Here is a 20,832-nt window from a genome sequence, read left to right as displayed (position 1 = left end):
ATGTCCAGTCGAGCCTCGGGCGGCGCGCTCGCCGCCTGCCTCATCATCGCCGCCATCGTCGGCTTCGGCGGCGGTGCCTACATCGGCTCGCAGTCCGGCGGCGGCAGCCCGTCCGACTCGGAGTCCACCTCCGGCGACAGCACCACGCCGGTCGGTGAGACCCCCGCGGGCGAGACCCCGGCGGCCACCGAGACCCCCGCGGGCGACGGCGCCATCACGCTGTCCGCGGAACCCACCCAGGTCGGTCCGAGCGAAGACATCAACTTCGCCGTCACCATGGATCCGCCCGAAGAGGGCGTCGAGCTGATCATCCAGCGCAGCGTCGACGGCGGTGAGTGGGAGGCATTCCCCAACGTCAGTCCCATCGTCACCGATGCGAACGGCGCGGGCACGTCGCGCGTGAACTCCCAGCGTGAAGGCGTCAACAGCTTCCGAGTCGTACGGGCCGACGACGAGTCGGTCGTCTCAAACGCCGTCGACGTGCCCATCGGGTGACGGTGGCGGATGCTTCAATAGGCGACGATGTCCCCTCCAGCCTCAGGCGACGCCCGGCCCACGTCCAGGCATGCAGCCGGTGGACGACGCGCGGCGGATCGCGGCTCGGCCAGCGACTCCGGCCGCCGCTCCGGCGACTCCTCGGCGCCTGAGGTCGCCGACTCCGGCGACGATCTCGGCATCGCCGCCTGGCTCGACGCCGCCGGACCCGCCCCGCACGAGACCGGACCACTGCTGCCCGGCCTGGGCGGCCTGAGCGACCCGGGTCTCCCCGCAGACGACGAGGCGCCCGACGCAGCCCGTCCGGCCTCCAGACACGCGGCCCCGTCCGGTCGGGCTGCCGAGCCTCGCCTCGCGGCCGACCTCGGCCGGCCGGGCGATCGTGATGGTGCCGGTGCCGGCTCCGGCCGGTCGAGCGAGGGTGACGGCGAGCTCCACGGCTCTCGCCGGTCTCGCAGCACGGGACCGACCGCACGCGACGGCGGGCCCGGGCATGGTGCCGAACCCGGCGCCGCCGACGGCGGCGGGCGACGCGAGTCCGGCCGAAACGGCACCACCGGCCCGGCCCCGTCCGCGGCCGAAGCCGGCGGGCCGAGTGAGTCCGGCGCAGGTGAGGCGGGCGCGGGTGCGGTTCCCGGCTCCCGGCGAGCCCGTGCGACCGCGCCCACGACCGAGTCCCGGCACGCTGCCGAGCCCGGCGCCGCCGTCGGCGGCGGGCGACGCGAGTCCGGCCGAACCGGCACCACCGGCCCGTCCCCATCCGCCGGCGAGCCCGGCCGGCCCAGCACCGGCGACGCCGGTGTACTGGGCGGCTCCAACCGCGCGGCCGAGTCGAGCCGATCCCACACCCGCCGCGCCGGCGAGCCCGGCGAATCCCACCCTGCGACCGGCGCCGGCGACGAGGCCTCTGCGGGACACCGCGTGTCCAAGCACGCCGGCGGCCGACGCCGGCGCTCCGGGCCCGTCCCCACCGATGCTGCCCCCGCGGCCGCGGCCGGCGGCGCGCCCGTCTTCGGCACCCCGTTCTGGTCCGGGCCGAGCCAGGAGCCCGATCCCGACGACCCGCTCGGCCTCGGCGAGCCCGACGCCGCCCCCGGCCTCCGGGCGAGCCGGGCGACCCGGTCCGACGGCTCGGCCAAGGCCGTCACGCAGGCCTGGGCACCCTCGCCTCCGCCGGAGACCGCCACCCGGGTCGCCCCCCGCGCCCCCGAGGTCGGCACCGCCGCCGCGCCGGCCATCCAGGCATTCGCACCCGCTCTGGCGCCCGACCCGATCGACGAGGACGAGGACGCGCCCGCGCGCGAGCCGTCGGCCCGAGGAGGCGGCGGCACGCGCGGCAGGTCGCCGCGCACCCGGCCGCGCCGGGCCGGCGACGCGCCCCCGCCCAGCCGGGCCACCGCCGGGGCGCTGGCCGCATGTCTCGCCGTCGCCGCGGTGCTCGGGTTCGCCGGCGGCGCCTGGTTCGGCTCCCGCGACGGCGGCGCCGACCCGGCGGGCGACGCACGCACGTCCGACCCCGGCGCGCCGGGCGAGGGCGAGGCGCCGCCCGCGGAGGGCCTGACGCTCTCGGCCGACCCGGTCGAGGTCGCGCCGAACGACCTGATCGCCCTCGCCGGCACGCTGGCGCCGGTCGAGGACGGCGTCGAGGTCAGCCTCCAGCACCGGGTCGGCGACGGCGAGTGGGTCGACTATCCCGCCAGCCGTCCGCTCACGTTCACCACCCGCGCCGACGGCTCGTTCAGCGGCTCCGTCGCCACCGGTGCGCCGGGGCCCAACTTCTTCCGCGTCGTGAACGTCGACGACCCCGACGAGGCCTCGAACGAGATCGAGGTCACCGTCGCGGAATAGGGCGGCCTCAGGCCAGCGCCGCCGCCAGCTCGGCCGCGGCCGCGACCGTCCGGGGCCCGACGGTGTCCGCGTCGAGCGCCCCGAGCGCGATGACGCCGACGCTCGCCTCGACGCCGGGGAGGTCGAGCACCGGCGCCGCCACCCCGCTCGCCCCGGTCTGCAGCTCGCCCGCCGTCGCCACGTACGACCTCGACCCCGACCGCGCCCCCAGGATCGCCCGCCCGGCCGCGCCCCGCTCGAGCGCATGACGGGACCCGACCCGGTAGGCGACGTGGTAGTCGGTGCGGGTCGGCTCGACCACCGCCACGGCCAGCGCCTCGACGCCGTCGGCGATGGTGAGATGCGCCGTGGTGCCGAGGTCCTCGGCGAGCGAGCGCAGCACCGGCTGGGCGACCTGGCGCAGCGACGGCTGCACACTGCCGGCCAGCGTGAGCACGCCGAAGCCGACGCTGAACCGGCCGCCGGCCACCCTGCGCACGAGCCCGTGCTGCTCGAGCGTGGCCAGCAGGCGGTAGACGATGGTGCGGTTGACGCCGAGCACGGCGGAGGCCTCGGCGACAGTGAGCCCGCCGCTCGAGCCGGACAGCACCTCGAGCAGCCGTAGCCCGCGATCGAGGGTCTGGGAGATCTCCACCACGGCCCCACCATAGAGGTTCGCCGGTGCCCGGTCCGCGACGCACATTCACGCGTACTGTGTCACGCAGATGACATCTGCGCATCGCCCACAGCGCGGCCGAGCCCCGGCGCCACGGGAACGCCGCCGTCACGGAAAGGTCGGTCCGTCGATGAAGAAGCTGATCAACTCCCCCGACTCGGTCATCGCCGACGCTCTGCGCGGCATGGCCGCCGCCCACCCGTCGCTCGCCGTCGACCTCGAGAACCGGGTCGTCTCGCGAGCCGGCGGCGTCATGGCGGGCAAGGTGGGACTGGTCTCGGGAGGTGGCTCCGGCCACGAGCCGCTGCACGGCGGCTACGTCGGCTACGGCATGCTCGACGCCGCCGCGCCTGGCGAGGTCTACACGTCACCGGTGCCGGACCAGATCCTGGCCGCCACCAAGGCCGCCGACCACGGGTCGGGGGTGCTGCACATCGTGAAGAACTACACCGGCGACGTGCTCAACTTCCGCATGGCGGCCGAGCTGGCCGAGGACGAGGACATCCGCGTCGTCAGCGTGGTCACCAACGACGACGCCGCCGTCGAGGACTCCACCTACACCGCTGGGCGCCGCGGCGTCGGCGGCACGGTCTTCGTCGAGAAGCTCGCCGGCGCGGCCGCCGAGGAGGGTGCCGACCTCGACACCGTCGCCGCCCTCGCCACCCGCGTCAACGAGGCCACCCGCTCGTTCGCCATCGCGCTGCACGCCGGCACCGTCCCGGCGGCCGGCAAGCCGGGCTTCGACCTCGCCGAGAACGAGGTCGAGCTGGGCGTCGGCATCCACGGCGAGCCGGGCCGCGAGCGCGGCACCATGCAGCCGGTGCACGACCTCGTCGGCTACGCCCTCGACGTCATCCACGCCGACCGCCCCATCGCCGGCGACCAGCTGGTCATGCTGAACGGCCAGGGCGGCACCCCGCTGATCGAACTGTACGGCGCCTTCGCCGAGGCCGTCGCCTGGATCGAGGGCCACGGCGGCACCGTCGCGCGCAGCCTGGTCGGCAACTACATCACCAGCCTCGACCAGCAGGGCTTCTCGATCACCGTCATGTCGCTGGACGACGAGTTGCTGCGGCTGTGGGACGCCCCGGTGTCGACGCCCGCGCTGCGGTGGGGACGGTGACCATGGCGTTCGACGTCCAGACGGCGACGGCGTGGATCACCGCGTCCGAGGCCGTCGTCAAGGCGAACGAGGCACGGCTGACCGGCCTCGACGCCGCGATCGGCGACGGCGACCACGGGGCCAACATGGCCCGCGGTCTCGCCGCCGCCCTGGCCAACATCGCCGAGAAGGAGCCCGCCACGCCCGGTGACGTGCTGGTCGCGGCCGGCCGCGGCATCGTCGCCAAGACCGGCGGCGCGTCCGGGCCGCTCTACGGCACCGCGTTCCGCCGGGCCGGCAAGGCGCTCGGCGACGCCACCGAGGCGACGGCGGAGCAGGTCGGCGACGCGCTCGAGGCCGCCCTGACGGCGATCAAGGAGCTGGGCGGCGCCGCCGAGGGCGACAAGACCATGGTCGACGGCCTCGCTCCGGCGGTGGCGGCGTTCCGGCAGGCGGTCGCCGACGGCGGCGATCTCGCGTCGGCGTCCGTCGCGGCCGCCGACGCCGCCGAGGCCGGGCTCGCCGCGACGGTCCCGCTGCAGGCGCGCAAGGGCCGGGCCAGCTACCTCGGCGCGCGCAGCGTGGGCCACGAGGACCCGGGTGCGGCGTCGCTGGCGCTGATCCTGCGGGCGCTCGCGGAGGTCACGGCGTGACGGTGGGCATCGTGCTGGTCTCGCACAGCCCGGCGGTCGCGGGCTCCGTCGCCGATCTGGCGGCGGAGCTCGCCGGTCCGTCGGTCGCCATCCGGGCCGCCGGCGGCACCGACGACGGCCGGTTCGGCACCAGCATCGAGCTGATCTCCGCCGCCGTCCGCTCCGCCGACAGCGGCGACGGCGTCTGCGTGATCATGGACATGGGAAGTTCCGTCCTGACGTCGAAGACCCTGGTCGAGGACCTCGAGGACGAGGCCGACGCGCCGGTCGTGCGCCTCGCCGACGCCCCGTTCGCCGAGGGCGCCGTGGCCGCCGCCGTGCTGGCGTCGACGGGACAGGACCTCGACGCCGTCGTCGCCTCCGCCGAACACGCCTGGTCGATGCGCAAGCTCTGACCCGCCCTCCCGATGATCACGTTCACCACCCGAATCCCTGCCACACGAGGCCTGCGGACCTCGTGAAGCGCGGGTGACCCTCGTGATGTCGCCGCCAGCGCCGCGAACATCCGGGAAAGCGATTGCCGGGCCGCGTGCGCGTCACATCACGAGGCGCTCAGGTGCGTCACGAGGTCCGAAGGCCTCGTGTGGCACCGGATCGGGTGGTGAACGTGGTCATTCCGGTGGTGGGCCGGTAAGCGAGCACGGCGCGACCGCAGGCTGACGCGGTCGACGGATCACCCTTGACCCGCCCCCGGCGCGGATGCGATATTTCACCTGTTACCGGTCACATTCCGCTCAAGAGCGGATCCCGGAGCACTTCTGTTAACGCTCACATTTGCACCACTGCGCGGCCAACGAGGGCCGGAACGAGGAGGGCGAGATGAGCAAGAGATTCTCCCGACGCGACGCGTTGCGCATGGGCGCGATGGCGGCGGCCGCCCCGGCTGCGGCGTCCGCCGTCGCCACCGCGGTCGCACCCGCCGCTCACGCCGACACCGGCGCCGGCGCCGTCATCGGCGGCGCGCCGCGGCCGGGGTGGACGTCGGACACGTGGGAGGTCGCGCCGTTCGCGCTGAACCAGGTCACCCTGGGCGATGGCATCTACAAGGACAAGCGCGACCGGATGCTCAACTATGCCCGCAACTACCCGGGCACGGGGAACGTGCTCGACGGGCCTGACCGCATGCTGCACCTGTTCCGCCGCAACGCGGGGCTGCCGGCGCCGGGCACCTGGCCCGGCGGCTGGGACACGCCGAACCACCTGCTCCGCGGCCACTTCTCCGGCCACTGGATGACCATGCTCGCGCAGTGCTGGGCGGCCACCGGCGAGGAGCTCTTCCTGACGAAGCTCGACTACATCGTGGCGGAGCTCGCGAAGGTCCAGGACGCCCTGGACCAGCGCAATCTCGGCCGCGTCGCCGGCAGGTTCGGCCAGGCCGTCCAGCTCAGCGACCCGCATCCGAACCAGTTCGTCACGCTGCCCGCCGGCCTGAACACCGGCGTCACCGACGTCACCTTCGCCGCCTGGGTGCGGCCGGTCGCGAACCAGACCAACGCGCGCATCCTCACCCTCGCGACCAGCACGCGGGCCTACGTCGCCCTGACGGCGCGCATCTCCGATACCGTCGGCCCCCGGTTCGCCATCACGGTCGACGGGTCCGGCGCCGAGCAGCGCATCGACTCCCCCGTGCAGCTGCCGGTCGGCACCTGGTCGCACGTCGCGGTCACCATCGGCGGCGGCACCGGGCGGCTCTACGTCGACGGCGCCGAGGTCGCCGTCAACCCTGCCATGACCGTCACGCCCGCGGCCGTCGGCGCCACGGTCAGCAACTGGATCGGCCGCTCGACCAGCAACGACCACGCGCTGCTCAACGCCGCGGTCGACGAGGTGCAGCTGCACGGCCGGGCACTGTCCGCGGCCGAGGTCCAGGCGCTCGCCACCGCCACCACGGACCCGACCGGCGGGGTCGACGGCACCGGCCTGCTGGCCCGTTGGACCTTCGACGCCGAGGGCCAGGCCGCGCCGGACGCGTCGGGCCACGGCCGCGACGCCACCATCGTCGGCACCGGCTACCCCGGCTACCTCGCGGCGTTCCCCGAGGGCCAGTTCATCCGCATCGAACCGCCGATGGTGCAGCCCAACAGCGGGCCGAACGCCGTCTGGGCGGTCTGGTACACCCACCACAAGATCATGCGCGGACTGCTCAACGCCTACGACCTCACCGGCAACGAGGACGCGCTGCCGATCCTGTTCCGCATGGGCGAATGGGTCCACAGCCGGCTCAGCGCGCTCACGCCCGAGGGCCGCGACAGCATGTGGAACACCTACAGCGCCGGCGAGGCCGGGTCGATGAACGAGGTCATGGCCGAGCTCGCGTCGCACACCAGCGACGCCGCGCAGCGCGACCGGTTCCTCGAGACCGCCAAGATGTTCACGTTCAGCACGCTGTTCAACGCCACCATCAACGACGTCGACCAGCTCAACGGCCGCCACGCGAACCAGTACATGGCGCCGAACATCGGCTACCTGCGCATCTTCGAGCACACCGGCGAGGAGCAGTACCACACGGCGGCCCGCAACTTCTGGGGCATGGTCGTGCCGCACCGCACGTTCAGCAACGGCGGCGCGGGACGCAGCGAGCACTTCCGCGCCCGCGGCGACATCACGTCCGGGTTCACGTCGGGCAGCGACCCGCGGCACGCCGAGACCTGCTGCGCGTACAACATGCTCCGGCTCACCCGGAACCTGTTCTTCATCGAGCCCGAGCCGGCGTTCATGGACTTCTACGAGAAGGCCCTGCACAACCAGATCATGAGCTCGCGCCGCGACATCGACAGCGTCACGAACACCGAGGTCACGTACCACCAGAACATGTGGCCGGGCCGGTCGCGGCGCATCGGCACGTTCGTCGAGTACAGCCGCTACGGCGGCAACGGCAGCTGCTGCAACGGCACCGGTGTCGAGAGCCACACGAAGTACCAGGAGACGGTGTTCTTCCGCTCCGGCGACGGGTCGGCGCTCTACCTCAACCTGTTCATCCAGGCGACGCTGACCTGGCCGGAGCGGGGCTTCGTCATCACGCAGGAGACGGCGTTCCCGGCGGCCGGCTCGACCCGGCTGCGCTTCGTCAGCGGCAGCGGGCCCCTGGACCTGAAGCTGCGGGTCCCCGGCTGGGCGAAGCAGGGCTACACGGTCGCCGTCAACGGCAAGGACCAGAAGGTCGACGCGACGCCGACGTCCTACGTCACCGTCAGCCGCGTCTGGCAGGCCGGCGACGTCGTCGACATCACCATGCCGCTGAGCTTCTGGGTCGACAAGGCGATCAACGACAAGTCGGTGCAGTCGATCATGTACGGCCCGACGCTGATGGTCGTGCGCGACGCGAACACCACCTACCGGCAGTTCTCGTTCTTCTCCCAGCTCGGGCTGAACGGCGACCTCGCGGCGTCCATCCGGCCCAGCGACGCGTCGATGCACTTCACGACACACGGCTACCTGCTGGCGCCGTACTACGTCGCCGACCCGGTGCCGGGGGAGTTCAACGCCTACCACCCGTACTTCAAGCGGGTGGAGCCGGAGATCGTGTTCCGGTCGCAGCGCACCGGCGTGCCGAACGACGCCGTCCGCGACCAGCAGGGCGAGACGTTCCTCGACCGCGTGTGGGAGGCGGCGCCGTTCGCCACCCACGCCGACCTCGTCCGCAGGGTCGAGGCCGTGTCGCAGGAGTGGGTCGACGCAGGCCGGCACACCCGGCGGCAGCGGCAGGACATCCTGATCGCGGCGGCCCGTTCGAAGAGCGAGCTCTGACACTCACAGACCGCGGGCGGATCACCGGCGGCCCAGAACCCCGGTGGTCCGCCCGCAGCCATTCCCTTGTCAGAACTGCTCCTCCTCCGTCGACCCCTTGAGCGCCAGCGTGTCGCTGTCGGGGTTGAGCGCCGTCGCGACCAGGTCGAAGTAGCCGGTGCCGACCTCGCGCTGATGCTTCGTCGCCGTGTAGCCGAGGCTCTCGGCGGCGAACTCGCGCTGCTGCAGGTCGACGTAGGCCGTCATCGCGCTCTCCGCGTACCGGCGGGCGAGGTCGAACATGCCGTAGTTGAGCTGGTGGAAGCCGGCCAGCGTGATGAACTGGAACCGGTAGCCCAGCTCGGCGAGGTCGCGCTGGAAGGTCTCGATCTCGGCGTCGTCGAGGTGCGCCTTCCAGTTGAACGACGGCGAGCAGTTGTACGCCAGCATCTTGCCCGGGTACTGCTCGTGCACGGTCTCGGCGACCTTGCGGGCCAGGGCGAGGTCCGGGGTGCCGGTCTCGACCCACAGCAGGTCGGCGTAGGGCGCGTAGGCCAGCGCGCGGGCCAGCACCGGCTCGACGCCCGAGCGGGTGCGGAAGAACCCCTCGGCGGTCCGCTCGCCGGTGAGGAACGGCTGGTCGGCGGGGTCGACGTCGCTGGTGATCAGCTCCGCGGCCAGGGCGTCGGTGCGGGCGACGACGATGGTCGGCGTTCCGGCCACGTCGGCGGCCAGGCGCGCGGCGTTGAGGGTCCGGACGTGCTGCGACGTCGGGACCAGCACCTTGCCGCCCAGGTGGCCGCACTTCTTCTCCGAGGCCAGCTGGTCCTCGTAGTGCACGCCCGCGGCGCCGGCGGCGATCAGCGCCTTGGCCAGCTCGTAGGCGTTCAGCGGCCCGCCGAACCCGGCCTCGGCGTCGGCGACGATCGGCGCCAGCCAGTCGAACCCGGGGTCCGTGCCCTCGGCGTAGGTGATCTCGTCGGCGCGCAGCAGCGCGTTGTTGATGCGGCGGACGACGGCCGGCACCGAGTTGACGGGGTAGAGGCTCTGGTCCGGGTAGGTGTGGCCGGAGGTGTTGCCGTCGGCCGCGACCTGCCAGCCGGACAGGTAGATCGCCTTCAGCCCGGCCCGGACCATCTGCACCGCCTGGTTGCCGGTGATCGCGCCGAGCGCGGCCACGTGCTCGTCGTCGCGCCGCAGCAGGTCCCACAGCCGCTCGGCGCCTCGGCGGGCGAGCGTGTGCTCCTCGCGGACGCTGCCGCGCAGCCGCACGACGTCCTCGGCGGTGTAGGTGCGGCGCACGCCGGCCCAGCGCGGGTCGGTCGCCCACTGCTCGGCGAGGGTGGCGGCCTCGGTGGTCCGGCGGTCCTGTGTCGTCGTCATGCTCACTCCCGGAGTGCGGTGAATTGCTGACGTCCTCCACCGTGCTGGCCGTCATACGGTCCGATCTACCGCTAGAGTGGGTGAAGATTCGACGAATTTCACTGGCAGGACAATTTTGTGGAAGAGGGGGCATGGCCGATCTCGACCTCGTCACCCTGGGCCGCCGCATCCGGCACGCCCGCAAGGCCGCCGGGCTCACGCTCGGCGCGCTCGCCGTCGCCGTCGATCGCGCGCCGTCGCTGCTCTCGCAGATCGAGAACGGACGGCGTGAGCCGCGGCTCACACTGCTGCAGGCCATCGCGACGGCGCTGGGCGCCGACGTCGCCGACCTCATGAAGCCGGAGCCGCCGTCGCACCGGGCCGCGCTCGAGATCGCGCTCGAGCACGCACAGGCCGAGCCGCTGTACGCGTCGCTCGGGCTCCCCCACGTCGCCGCAACGGCGACGCTCGGCACCGATGTGCTCGAGTCGCTGGTCGGCCTGCACCGCGAGTTGCAGCGCCGGGCCACCGAGCAGGCCGCCACGCCCGAGGAGGCGCGCCGGGCCAACGCCGAGCTGCGCCGGCAGATGCGCGACCGCGGCAACTACTTCGCCGAGATCGAGCAGGTCGCGGCCGGCATCTCGCGCGCCGTCGGCCACGAGGGCGGCCCGCTGACAGAGCGAGGCGTCGGCGAGCTGACCACGCACCTCGGCTTCACGCTGCACCGCGTGGCCGACCTGCCGCGCGCCACCCGGTCCGTCACCGACCTCGCCGACCGGCGCATCTACCTGCCGGCGGCCGGCCGCGGCGGGCACGACCCGCGGACCATCGTGCTGCAGACGCTCGGGCACTTCGCGCTGGGCCACCGCGAGCCGGCCGACTACGCCGACTTCCTGCGCCAGCGGGTCGAGACCAACTACTTCGCCGCGGCGCTGCTGATGCCCGAGGCGGCCGCGGCCGGGTTCCTGCAGCGGGCCAAGGCCCGGCGCGAGCTGGCCATCGACGACCTCCGCGACGTGTTCGCGGTGTCCTACGAGACGGCGGCGCACCGGTTCACCAATCTCGCGACGCACCACCTGGGCCTGCCGGTGCACTTCATGCGCGTCGGCGAGGACGGCGTCATCTACAAGGCGTACGAGAACGACGACGTCACGTTCCCCACCGACGTCACCGGCGCCATCGAGGGCCAGCTGGTCTGCCGGTTCTGGGCGTCGCGGGCGGTGTTCTCCGCACCCGACCGGCACGCCACCCACCACCAGTACACCGACATGGGCCGCGGCACGTACTGGTGCACCACGCACGTCGAGAGCACGCCTGAGGGCGACTTCGCCATCGACGTCGGCGTGCCGTACGCGCACTCGAAGTGGTTCCAGGGCCGCGAGACCACCGTCCGGGCGACGTCGGGCTGCCCCGACCCGTCCTGCTGCCGCCGTCCGCCGGCCGCCCTCGCCGACCGCTGGGCCAGCCGGGCGTGGCCCAGTGCGCGGGTCCACTCGCACCTGCTGGCAGCATTGCCACCGGGCACTTTTCCCGGGGTCGACGACACCGACGTCTACGATTTCCTCGAGCGACACTCCATCCCTCGGGCCGATTAACCGGACATTCGCCCAGATTCTGGTGACAGCGCCACAAACTGTCGGTAGGTTCTGCTGTGACTCGGCCGGCGCGACCCGCCGGTGCAGGGCGACAGAGGGGATCCGCAGTGACCAGCCAACCCACCCGCCGCGCCGTCCTGGCGCTCGGCGCCGCCATCGTCGTGACACCCGCCGTCTCCACCGCCGCGAACGCCGCCGGCCACCCCGTCCGGCCCGTCACGCGGCTCACCAGCGTCTTCGCCGCGGCGGCCCGTCGCCACGGCGTCCCGCGCGACCTGCTGATCGCGCTCGCGCACACCGTCACCCGCATCGACGACCACGACGGGCAGCCCAGCTCGGCCGGCGGCTACGGCGTCATGCACCTGGTCCGCAACCCCACCACCGACACACTGGGCACGGCCTCGAAGCTCAGCGGCCAGCCGGTGTCCGCGCTGCAGACCGACCTCGCGGCCAACGTCGACGGCGCCGCCGCGCTGCTGCGTGGCCTGGCCGACGGTGCGGGGCTGACGGCGGCCGACCGCGGCCGCCTCGACGCCTGGTACGAGCCGGTGGCCCGCTACTCGGCGTTCGCCGACCCGTCCGTCGCCCGGCTCGAGGCCGACACCGTCTACCAGACGCTCGAGCGTGGCCTGTCCCTGCGGGCGAACGGCGAGACGTTCACCGTCGCCGCCCGCCCCGTCGCCCCCGACTACGGCGCGTTCGCCGACGTCCCCACGCTCGGCCAGCGGTTCACCGTCATGACCGACGACTACCCGCCGGCCCGCTGGGTGGCCGCCAACTCGGGCAACTACCGCGTCGCCAACCGGCCCAGTGACTACGCCATCGATCGCGTAGTCATTCACACGGTCCAGGGCTCGTACGCCGGCTGCATCTCCTGGTTCCAGAACCCCAGCGCGAACGTGTCGGCGCACTACGTCATCCGCTCGTCCGACGGCGAGGTGACGCAGATGGTGCGCAACAAGGACGTCGCCTGGCACGTCGGCAACACCAACAACCGGTCCATCGGCATCGAGCACGAGGGCTGGGTCAACGACCCCGCCTGGTACACCGAGGCCATGTACCGCTCGTCGGCGGCCCTCACCCGCCACGTCTGCGACCGCTACGGCATCCCGCGCACGCGGACCCACATCATCGCCCACAGCGAGGCCCCCGGCGCGACACACACCGACCCGGGTCCCAACTGGGACTGGAACCGGTACATGAGCTATGTCAACGGTGGCGGCGGCGAGCCCTCGTGGAGCGTCATCGTCGACAACGGCGGCGCGTTCACCGCCAGCGCCAACTGGGTCACGGCGTCGGCGCCCGGGCAGTACGGCAGCAACCACCGCCACGCCCAGCCGGTACTGTCCAGCGACGTCGCCTGGTTCAGCGCGAACATCCCGTCGGCCGCCACCTACCGGGTCGAGGTCTGGTATCCGCAGGACCCCGCCAACAACTCGCGGACGCCGTACATCGTCGCGACCCCGAGCGGCAATCAGACGGTCTACGTCGACCAGCGCAGCAACGGCGGCCGCTGGGTCTCGATCGGGACCTTCTCGCTGGCCGCCGGCAACCGCCCGGTCGTCGGCGTCAGCCGCTGGACGTCGGCCGCCGGCTCCATCGAGGCCGACGCCGTGCGCATCTCCCGCTAGACGTTCCCACGACCGGGGCGCCCCGGAGCCCCACCGGCGGCCGCCTGCGACCCAGCCCTCCAGGTTGCGGGCGGCCGCCCCCTTCCCGCCGTCCCCATCCGGACGGGTGCACCTCACCGGCCGGAGGACCCGGCCGGGTACACCTAGCCGCTGCGGGCGACCGCCCAGGCGCGGATGGTGTCGATGCGCTCCTGGATTTCAGCCGCCGTGGCCAGCGCGGCCGGCGGGCCGCCGCACGACTTGCGCAGCTCGGTGTGGATGACGCCGTGCGGCTTGCCGGTGCGGTGGTGCCAGGCGCCGACCAGCCCGTTCAGCTCGCGCCGCAGCAGCGAGATCTGCTCGAAGACGGCGGGGTCGCGCTCGCCGTGGCCGCCACCGGCGGCCGAGCCGTCGCCGTCGCCGTCGCCGTCGGCCGTGGCCGCCGCACGAGCCGCCTGCTGCTCGGCCTGCCGCCGTCGCAGCAGAGTCGCGACCTGGTCGGGCTCGAGCAGGCCGGGGATGCCCAGGTAGTCGGCCTCTTCGGCGGACCCGGTGCGGGCCTGGGTGCCGAACTCGCCGCCGTCGTACAGGACGCGGTCGAAGGAGGCGTCGGAGCCGAGCGCCTCGAACGGCACGAGCTCTTCGCCGTCGCCGGGCTCCTCGCGCTGGGCGGCCTCCATGAGCGCTTCCTCGACGGCGTTGGGGTCGTCGTCGGCGCCGGGCGGCTTGCCCAGGACGTGGTCGCGCGAGACCTCCATCTCGCCCGCGTACGACAGCAGCGACGGCACCGTCGGCAGGAAGATCGACGCGGTCTCTCCGCGCTTGCGGACCCGGACGAAGCGGCCGACGGCCTGGGCGAAGAACAGCGGCGTCTGGGTGGCCGTGGCGTAGACCCCGACCGCGAGCCGGGGGACGTCGACGCCCTCGGACACCATGCGCACGGCGACCATCCAGCGGCTGTCGCCGGCGCTGAACTCGGCGATCTTCTTCGACGCCTTGGGCTCGTCGGAGAGCACGACGGTGGGCGACTCGCCGCAGACCCGCTTGAGCAGCGCGGCGTAGGCCCGGGCGGACTCCTGGTCGGTGGAGATGACCAGGCCGCCGGCGTCGGGCACGTGCCGGCGCACCTCGGTGAGCCGGGTGTCGGCCGCCTGCAGGACCGACGGGATCCAATCGCCGTGCGGGTCGAGCGCGGTGCGCCAGGCCTGCGCGGTGATGTCCTTGGTGAGCGGCTCGCCCAGCCGCGCCGCGACCTCGTCGCCGGCCCGGGTGCGCCAGCGCATCTCACCGGAGTACGCCATGAACAGCACCGGCCGGACGACGCCGTCCTTGAGCGCCTCGGCGTAGCCGTAGGAGTGGTCGGCGACGCTGCGCGGGACGCCCTGCGCGTCGGGCGCGTAGGTGACGAACGGGATGGGGTTGATGTCGGAGCGGAACGGGGTGCCCGTCAGCGCCAGCCGCCGCGCCGCCGGCTCGAACGCCTCGCGCGTGGCCTCGCCCCAGGACAGGGAGTCGCCGGCGTGGTGCACCTCGTCGAGGATGACCAGGGTGCGGCGGTTCTCGCAGCGGGCGCGGTGCAGCATGGGGTGCGCCGCGACGCCGGCGTAGGTGACCGCGACACCGGTGAAGTCGCGGCTGGTGCGGGCCGTGCGGCCGCTGAACGCGGGGTCGACGGTGATGCCGACCTTGTCGGCGGCCTCGGCCCACTGCCGCTTCAGGTGCTCCGTGGGCGCGACGATGGTGAGCTGGTGGACGACCCGGCGTGCGAGCAGCTCCGCGGCGATGCGCAGTGCGAACGTCGTCTTGCCCGCGCCCGGCGTGGCCACCGCGAGGTAGTCGCGGGGGTCGCGCCCCATGTAGTCCTCGAGCGCCGCCGCCTGCCAGGCACGCAGGCGCCCCGCGGTTCCCCACGGGGCACGATCGGGATAGGCAGGAGGCAGGTGCTCAGCGGCCGAAGTGCTCACACATCTCCCGTGATGTCGACGTCGGAGTCCGGTCCGCCGGCGGCACTGCCGACACCGATGGTTCGAGCCTAACGGCCGGGACCGACAGCCCGCGGCCGGACGCGCACAGACTCACGCAGCCGGCTCCGCCGTCTGATCGGGTGCCGACGGCGTCGCGACCGGCGGCGTGCGGACCCGGCCGGCCGCCCACGCCCCGAACAGGGCGAGCGCCGCCATGACCCCGATGATCACCAGGTAGACCCAGTGCTCGACGGCGGCCTCGGCGAGGTCGCCCGCGTGCCCGGTGCCGAAGATGGTGCCGGCCAGGCCGACGAACGTCGCCGTGAACAGGGCGTCGCTGACCTGCAGCGCAGCGGAGTTGGCGCCGTGGTCGGCGACCGGCGACAGCTGGAACAGCAGCACGCTCATGCTCGCCGTCGCGATGCCCATGCCGAACGCGCCGATGACCCAGCCGAGCATGACGGCGACCGGCGGCACGGCCGGCACCAGCGTCAGCGCGACCAGGCAGATCGCGATCGCCACGAACACGCCGCCGGCCCGCACCAGCAGGTAGCGCGGCGCGACGGTGCGGGTGCGGCCCTGGTACCAGGACCCGGCCGCCCAGCCGAGCGCTCCCCCCGTCAGCGACAGGCCGGCCAGCGTCGACGACATCCCGCGCTCCGAGACCAGCAGCAGCGGGAGGAAGGTCTCGGTGCCGAAGAACGCGCCCGCGTAGATGCCGCGCAGCGCGACGACGGTGGGCAGCCCGCGCCGCAGCGCGATGGTGCCCGGCGGCAGCAGCTTCGGCACCGTCGGCACCATGAGCGCCAGCGCGACGACGGCGACACCCAGGCCGAGCAGGTCGGCGCGCGAGCCCGCGTACTGCAGCAGCCCCACGCCGAGCGCGGCGGCCGCGGCGAACCGCTTGCGCCCGCTGCGCTGCGACGCACCGCCCGGCGGCGGTCCGTCGAGCGCTTTGGCCTGCGGCAGCGCCAGGAAGACCGGGATCAGCACCAGCGGCGCGATGCCGAGGAACACCCACCGCCACGAGAGCTCGTCGGTCAGGATGCCCGCGACCAGCGGTCCGATGATGGACGGCAGCACCCAGGCGGCCGCCATGGCGGCGAAGATCTTCGGCCGCAGCCGCTCCGGGTAGGCCCGCCCGACCACCACGTACAGCGCGACGATGACCAGCCCGCCGCCGAGCCCTTGGATGGCCCGGCCGGCCAGGAACGGCCACATCGACTGCGCCGACCCCGCCAGCAGCAGGCCCACCGTGAAGGCGCCGGTGCCGAGGATCAGCGGCAGCCGCGGCCCCTTCCGGTCGCACAGCTCGCCGGAGACGACCATGGCGAACAGGCTGGTGGTGAAGAAGGCGGAGAAGGCGAACGCGTAGAGCGCCATGCCGTCGAGCTCGGGCACGGCCTTCGGCATGGCGGTGGCGATGGCCATGGACTCGAACGCGACGAACACGACCGCCGAGACGATGCCGACGGAGAGGCGGAGATACGCCGGGCCGAGGATCCCCTGGGCGCCGTCGTCGGCCGGCCTCGCTGTCACGAGCGAATCATAGCGACGCTCCCGACATGGTCTCTTCGGGATTTCGGTCCGTAGACTGACGGCGTGAGCACGCAGATGAGCCCCGGCACCGAGACCATCGAGGACCGCCGCACCCAGCCCGGCAGCGGCGACGGCGACCACGAGCGGTTCTCGCATTACGTGCCCAAGGACAAGCTCACCGAGGCCATGATCAACGGCACCCCCGTCATCGCTCTCTGCGGCAAGGTGTGGGTGCCCAGCCGCGACCCCCAGAAGTACCCGGTCTGCCCGCAATGCAAGGAGATCTGGGAGTCCATGAAGCCCGGCGGCGGCGAGAAATCCTGAGCGTCGTGTCACATTCGGGTCGCTGAGAACACCCATAGGGGGTGTGAGAGCGACAACGAGTCCGGCGGCGGCCGGGTGCGCCCATGGGTGAGCGGCCGGTCCGCGCGGCCGCCGATGCTCTGGCGGCCCTGCGCGCGGCGGCGGCGACGGAGTTCGGCGCGCTGCGCTCGGCGACGGTGGGGCGTGCGGCCGGCATGGCCGGTGCGGACGGCGTCGTGGCCGCGGTCGACGACGCCGCCGACCGCACGCTGCACGCCGTCGACGCCGAGGCCCGGCGGCTGCGCGGGCTGTTGCGCGACTCACCTCCGGCGGGCCGCCGGCCACCGTTCCTCGCCCCCTCGGGGACACCGGCCGGCGGTCCTTCTCCCGTCCCCGGGCTGACCGTCGAGCCCGAGGTCACCGCGGGCGTCGAGTACGCGGGGCGCCCGCTCACGCACCCGGTCGCCGTCGATGTGCGGTTCGCGCGGCAGGGCGGCATCAGCGACTGCCACCTCGTCGCGGCTCTGGGGGCCGTGGCCGACCGCGCGCCCGAGCTGCTGCCGCGCGCCACGGCCGGCGACGACGTCGTGCTGGTCGACGTGCCGGGGCGTCGGTACCGGCTGCGCGCGACACTTCCGGTCGACGGCGGCAGCGGGCGGCTCGCGTACGCGCACTCCCCCGACCACTCCACGCTCGTGCCGTACGTCGAGAAGGCGTTCGCCGTCTACGCCGGCGGCTATCCGGTGCTCGGCGAGGGCGGGCTGCCGGTCGAGGCGCTGCACTGGATCACCGGCCGGCCGTGCTGGCTGCTCCGCCTGCCGCGGGCGCCCGACGAGGCGCTGACCGCACTGATCACGTCCCGCCGGCCCGCGGTCGCCTGCAGCCGCCCCTTCGACGACGACCCCGCCGACGCCGCGCTGGCCGTGCGGTACGGGCTGTCACCGGTCGGTCACGCGTATGCGGTGTGCGGGCTCGACCCCGAGGGGCGGGTGCTGCTGCACAACCCGTGGGGCCTGCGCCACCCGGAGCCGTTGCCGCTCGGCCTCTTCCGGCGCCTCTTCACCCGCATCGACTGGTGCGAGACCGATGACGACGACTGAGCGCCGCACGGTGACAATCGAGGTCCGGCTCGGCTATCCGGCACTGGTCGGCGCCGCCTGGGTCACCGTCATGGGCCTCGACCCGCCGCTCGTGTGCCTGGGGGTGGACGATCCGGCCGGGCACCGGACCACCGCCTGGTACGCGCCGGGCAACGTGCTGATGGCCGGTGGACACCGGTGGCGGGTGGTGAGCACGAGCGCCGCGCCTCGGTCGTCCGACGATGCGGCGCCGGGTTCGTTGGGCGAGCACACGGTCGCGGTGCTGCTTCGCCTGGACGGTTGAGCCAGTTGGCCGGGGTGGTGAGGTGGGCGGGCTCCCCGTCCCCCTTGCTGCCCATTCTCTTAGCCGCGTGCACACGCCTCAAGCGGACCGGTGGGCGCTGCGCGCCCTGGGGGTCCGCTTGACCCGTGCACCCGCGGCCTAAGAACGGGCAGCTATCAGGGGGACGGGGAGGCCCTGGGCACGCCTCGCCGTTCGCGCGCCCGTTTCGTCCCGGTTCGACGGGCTGTGCACCGCGATGATCATCGGCGATCCGCTACATCACCAGGCGTTCTGCCGCTTCACCAGGCATGCAGGCCTCGTGAAGCGGCAGAGAACCTCGTGATGGCCCCGCGAAACGCGCCAAATCCCACCTCGCGGACGCACCAAGGCCCGCCGACCCCGCACCCGTCGCCAGACTCCCCCGTCCCCCTGATAGCTGCCCGTTCTTGGGCCCCGGACGGGCGGGTCAAGCGGACCCCCACGGCGCGAAGCGCCACCAGGGTCCGCTTGAGGCGACCGTTCGGGGCTAAGAGAATGGGCAGCAGGGGGACGGGGGGAACCGCAGAACCTCAATTCATCGACGGGTCGGCCGGAAACGTCGCCATCAGGGCCAGCTGCCCACCTTGCCGCCGCAGCACCGCCGGCCACATGTCCTGGGCGTCCAGACGGAAGGCGTCGCCCGGCTCCGCGTCGACCACGAACCAGGAGCCCTCGTCGATCTCGCCCTCCAGCTGGTCCGGGGCCCAGCCCGCGTAGCCCGCGAAGACGCGCATCGCCGTCACGGCGGGCTCGATGATCTCGGCCGGGGTGTCCAGGTCGACGACCCCGAGCTGCCCGCGCACGCGCCGGATCCCGAGCGGCTCGTCGTTCCCGCCCACGGCGACCAGGCCCAGCGCGCTGTCGAGGCTCACCGGCCCGCCCTGGAAGACGACCCCGGGCTCGGACACCACCGAGATCCAGCGCGGCAGGACGTCGCCCACCAGTACTTCCGTGGGTTTGTTGACCATGACGCCGAGGGCGCCGTCGCCGTCGTGGGAGAGCATGAGGACGACGGCGCGGTCGAAGGTGGAGCCGCGCAGGGACGGCGCCGCGACGAGCAGCTTGCCGGTCAGTGTCTCAGAGCCCACGATTCCATCGTCCATCAGACCGGGATGGCGGGGAACTCACCGGTCTCCTCGGCCACGCGGCGGATGGTCTCGACGCTGCCGCGGACGGCCTCGGCGACGGCTTCGGCGACGCCGGAGTGGAACACGCTGGGCACGATGTACGACGGGTTGAGCTCGTCGTCCTTGACGGTGGCGGCCAGGGCCCGGGCGGCGGCGATCATCATCTCCGTCGTCACCGAACGGCTGCGGGCGTCGAGCAGGCCACGGAAGACGCCGGGGAACGCGAGCACGTTGTTGATCTGGTTCGGATAGTCGGAGCGGCCGGTGGCGACGACGGCGGCGAACTCGCTCGCCGCGCGCGGGTCGATCTCGGGCTCGGGGTTGGCCAGCGCGAACACGATGGAGTCGGGCGCCATGGTGGCGACGTCGGCGGCGGCGAGCACGTTCGGCGCGGACACGCCGATGAACACGTCGGCGCCCAGGACGGCGTCGCGCAGGTCGCCCACCACGCCGCGCGGGTTGCAGTGCTCGAGGTACCAGGTGGGCACGCCGGTGAGGTCGGCCCGGCCGGGATGGATGACGCCGTTGATGTCGGCGGCGACGATGTCGGTGACGCCGGCCGCCACCAGCAACTGGGCGATGGCGTGCCCGGCGGCGCCCGCGCCGGACATGGCGACCCTGATGGTGCCGATGTCCTTGCCGACCACCTTGAGCGCGTTGTGCAGCGCCGCGAGGACGACGATGGCGGTGCCGTGCTGGTCGTCGTGGAAGACGGGGATGTCGAGCAGCTCGCGCAGCCGGGCCTCGATCTCGAAGCAGCGCGGCGCGGAGATGTCCTCGAGGTTGATGCCGGCGAAGACCGGGGCGATGTGCTGGACGGTGCGGATGATCTCGTCGACGTCCTGGGTGTCGAGGCAGATGGGGAACGCGTCGATGCCGCCGAACCGCTTGAACAGCGCCGCCTTGCCCTCCATGACGGGAAGGGCCGCCGTCGCGCCGATGTTGCCCAGCCCCAGCACCGCCGAGCCGTCGGTGACGACGGCGACGGTGTTGCGCTTGATGGTGAGGCGGCGGGCGTCGCCGGGGTTCTCGACGAGCGCCTGCGACACCCGCGCGACGCCGGGGGTGTAGATGAGCGAGAGATCGTCGCGGTTGCGGATCGGGACCTTCGACACGACCTCGATCTTGCCGCCCAGGTGCACGAGGAAGGTCCGGTCGCTGACCTTGCCGATGATGACGCCGGCCACCGAGCGCAACGCCATGACCAGCTCGCCGGCGTGCGCCGACGACGTGGCCGCGCAGGTGACGTCGACCTGGATGCGGTCGGTGCCGGAGCCCGTGACGTCGAGCGCGGTGACGAGCCCGCCGGCCTTCTCGACGGCGGCGGTGAGCTGCCCCACCGACGAGCCGCCCGCGGGCACCTCGAGCCGGACGGTGATCGAGTAGGAGACGCTCGGAACGCTGACCACGGTGACCCTTCTTGCCGAGATGTGAGCAGGACCACCGTAGATG

Annotated in this window: 17 protein-coding genes; 11 read left to right on the top strand and 6 right to left on the bottom strand. The window is 73.2% G+C overall.

Annotation, left to right across the window (positions count from 1 at the left end; genetic code table 11):
* Positions 1-495: a hypothetical protein gene (locus tag E1212_RS13850; RefSeq protein ID WP_131983376.1), complete on the top strand. Its 495-nt coding sequence runs from the start codon at positions 1-3 to the stop codon at positions 493-495.
* A 921-nt stretch (positions 496-1,416) separates the two neighbouring features.
* The gene (locus E1212_RS13845; RefSeq protein ID WP_131983374.1) at positions 1,417-2,343 is read left to right on the top strand and encodes a hypothetical protein; all 927 of its coding nucleotides are present in this window, start codon (positions 1,417-1,419) and stop codon (positions 2,341-2,343) included.
* Positions 2,344-2,350: 7 nt separating this feature from the next.
* On the opposite strand, the gene E1212_RS13840 is transcribed toward E1212_RS13845, so the two are convergent.
* Complete coding sequence (locus tag E1212_RS13840) at positions 2,351-3,025, bottom strand: IclR family transcriptional regulator (RefSeq protein ID WP_131983372.1); 675 nt, start codon at positions 3,023-3,025, stop codon at positions 2,351-2,353.
* 103 nt (positions 3,026-3,128) lie between these two features.
* Here E1212_RS13840 and dhaK point away from each other — a divergent pair, with 103 nt between their 5' ends.
* The 4 genes from dhaK to E1212_RS13820 all read left to right on the top strand — a co-directional run bounded on the left by dhaK (position 3,129) and on the right by E1212_RS13820 (position 8,500).
* Complete coding sequence (dhaK, locus tag E1212_RS13835) at positions 3,129-4,121, top strand: dihydroxyacetone kinase subunit DhaK (RefSeq protein WP_131983370.1); 993 nt, start codon at positions 3,129-3,131, stop codon at positions 4,119-4,121.
* Positions 4,122-4,123: 2 nt separating this feature from the next.
* A complete protein-coding gene (dhaL, locus tag E1212_RS13830; RefSeq protein WP_131983368.1) occupies positions 4,124-4,753 on the top strand; it encodes a dihydroxyacetone kinase subunit DhaL in 630 nt (209 codons plus the stop codon).
* Positions 4,750-5,148, top strand: a complete 399-nt coding sequence (dhaM, locus tag E1212_RS13825; RefSeq protein WP_131983366.1) for a dihydroxyacetone kinase phosphoryl donor subunit DhaM — start codon at positions 4,750-4,752, stop codon at positions 5,146-5,148. Before dhaL ends, dhaM begins: the two co-directional genes overlap by 4 nt.
* Positions 5,149-5,572: 424 nt before the next feature.
* Positions 5,573-8,500, top strand: coding sequence for a beta-L-arabinofuranosidase domain-containing protein (locus E1212_RS13820; RefSeq protein ID WP_131983365.1), 2,928 nt, complete (start codon positions 5,573-5,575; stop codon positions 8,498-8,500).
* 69 nt (positions 8,501-8,569) lie between these two features.
* On the opposite strand, the gene aceA is transcribed toward E1212_RS13820, so the two are convergent.
* Entirely contained in the window at positions 8,570-9,862 is a 1,293-nt protein-coding gene (aceA, locus tag E1212_RS13815) for an isocitrate lyase (RefSeq protein ID WP_131983363.1), read from the bottom strand.
* A gap of 131 nt (positions 9,863-9,993) precedes the next feature.
* On the opposite strand from aceA, the gene E1212_RS13810 reads away from it, so the two are divergent.
* Positions 9,994-11,436 (top strand): helix-turn-helix transcriptional regulator, encoded by a 1,443-nt coding sequence (locus tag E1212_RS13810; RefSeq protein WP_131983361.1) that lies wholly within the window; start codon positions 9,994-9,996, stop codon positions 11,434-11,436.
* 107 nt (positions 11,437-11,543) lie between these two features.
* Positions 11,544-13,067, top strand: a complete 1,524-nt coding sequence (locus E1212_RS13805) for a golvesin C-terminal-like domain-containing protein (RefSeq protein ID WP_131983359.1) — start codon at positions 11,544-11,546, stop codon at positions 13,065-13,067.
* Between the two features lie 143 nt (positions 13,068-13,210).
* On the opposite strand, the gene E1212_RS13800 is transcribed toward E1212_RS13805, so the two are convergent.
* A complete protein-coding gene (locus tag E1212_RS13800) occupies positions 13,211-15,010 on the bottom strand; it encodes a DEAD/DEAH box helicase (RefSeq protein ID WP_131983357.1) in 1,800 nt (599 codons plus the stop codon).
* Positions 15,011-15,121: 111 nt separating this feature from the next.
* The gene (locus E1212_RS13795; RefSeq protein WP_203416839.1) at positions 15,122-16,549 is read right to left on the bottom strand and encodes an MFS transporter; all 1,428 of its coding nucleotides are present in this window, start codon (positions 16,547-16,549) and stop codon (positions 15,122-15,124) included.
* Between the two features lie 63 nt (positions 16,550-16,612).
* Between E1212_RS13795 and E1212_RS13790 the strand changes: the two genes are divergently transcribed.
* The 3 genes from E1212_RS13790 to E1212_RS13780 all read left to right on the top strand — a co-directional run bounded on the left by E1212_RS13790 (position 16,613) and on the right by E1212_RS13780 (position 18,235).
* Positions 16,613-16,873, top strand: a complete 261-nt coding sequence (locus tag E1212_RS13790; RefSeq protein WP_131983353.1) for a DUF3039 domain-containing protein — start codon at positions 16,613-16,615, stop codon at positions 16,871-16,873.
* A gap of 83 nt (positions 16,874-16,956) precedes the next feature.
* On the top strand, positions 16,957-17,952 hold the full coding sequence (locus E1212_RS13785) for a C2 family cysteine protease (protein WP_131983351.1): 996 nt from the start codon (positions 16,957-16,959) through the stop codon (positions 17,950-17,952).
* Entirely contained in the window at positions 17,939-18,235 is a 297-nt protein-coding gene (locus E1212_RS13780) for a hypothetical protein (protein ID WP_131983349.1), read from the top strand. Before E1212_RS13785 ends, E1212_RS13780 begins: the two co-directional genes overlap by 14 nt.
* Before the next feature lie 548 nt (positions 18,236-18,783).
* Here E1212_RS13780 and E1212_RS13775 read toward each other — a convergent pair.
* Positions 18,784-19,344 carry a YqgE/AlgH family protein gene (locus E1212_RS13775; RefSeq protein ID WP_420814376.1) on the bottom strand — a complete coding sequence of 187 codons (561 nt, stop codon included), beginning with the start codon at positions 19,342-19,344 and terminating at the stop codon, positions 18,784-18,786.
* Between the two features lie 11 nt (positions 19,345-19,355).
* On the bottom strand, positions 19,356-20,789 hold the full coding sequence (locus tag E1212_RS13770; protein WP_131983345.1) for an NAD-dependent malic enzyme: 1,434 nt from the start codon (positions 20,787-20,789) through the stop codon (positions 19,356-19,358).
* Positions 20,790-20,832: the final 43 nt, after the last annotated feature.

The sequence above is a fragment of the Jiangella ureilytica genome (genome assembly GCF_004348545.1).
Classification (GTDB): Bacteria; Actinomycetota; Actinomycetes; order Jiangellales; family Jiangellaceae; genus Jiangella; species Jiangella ureilytica.
Note: the sequence above shows the minus strand (reverse complement) of the source record. Positions and strands in the feature narration are given on the sequence as shown.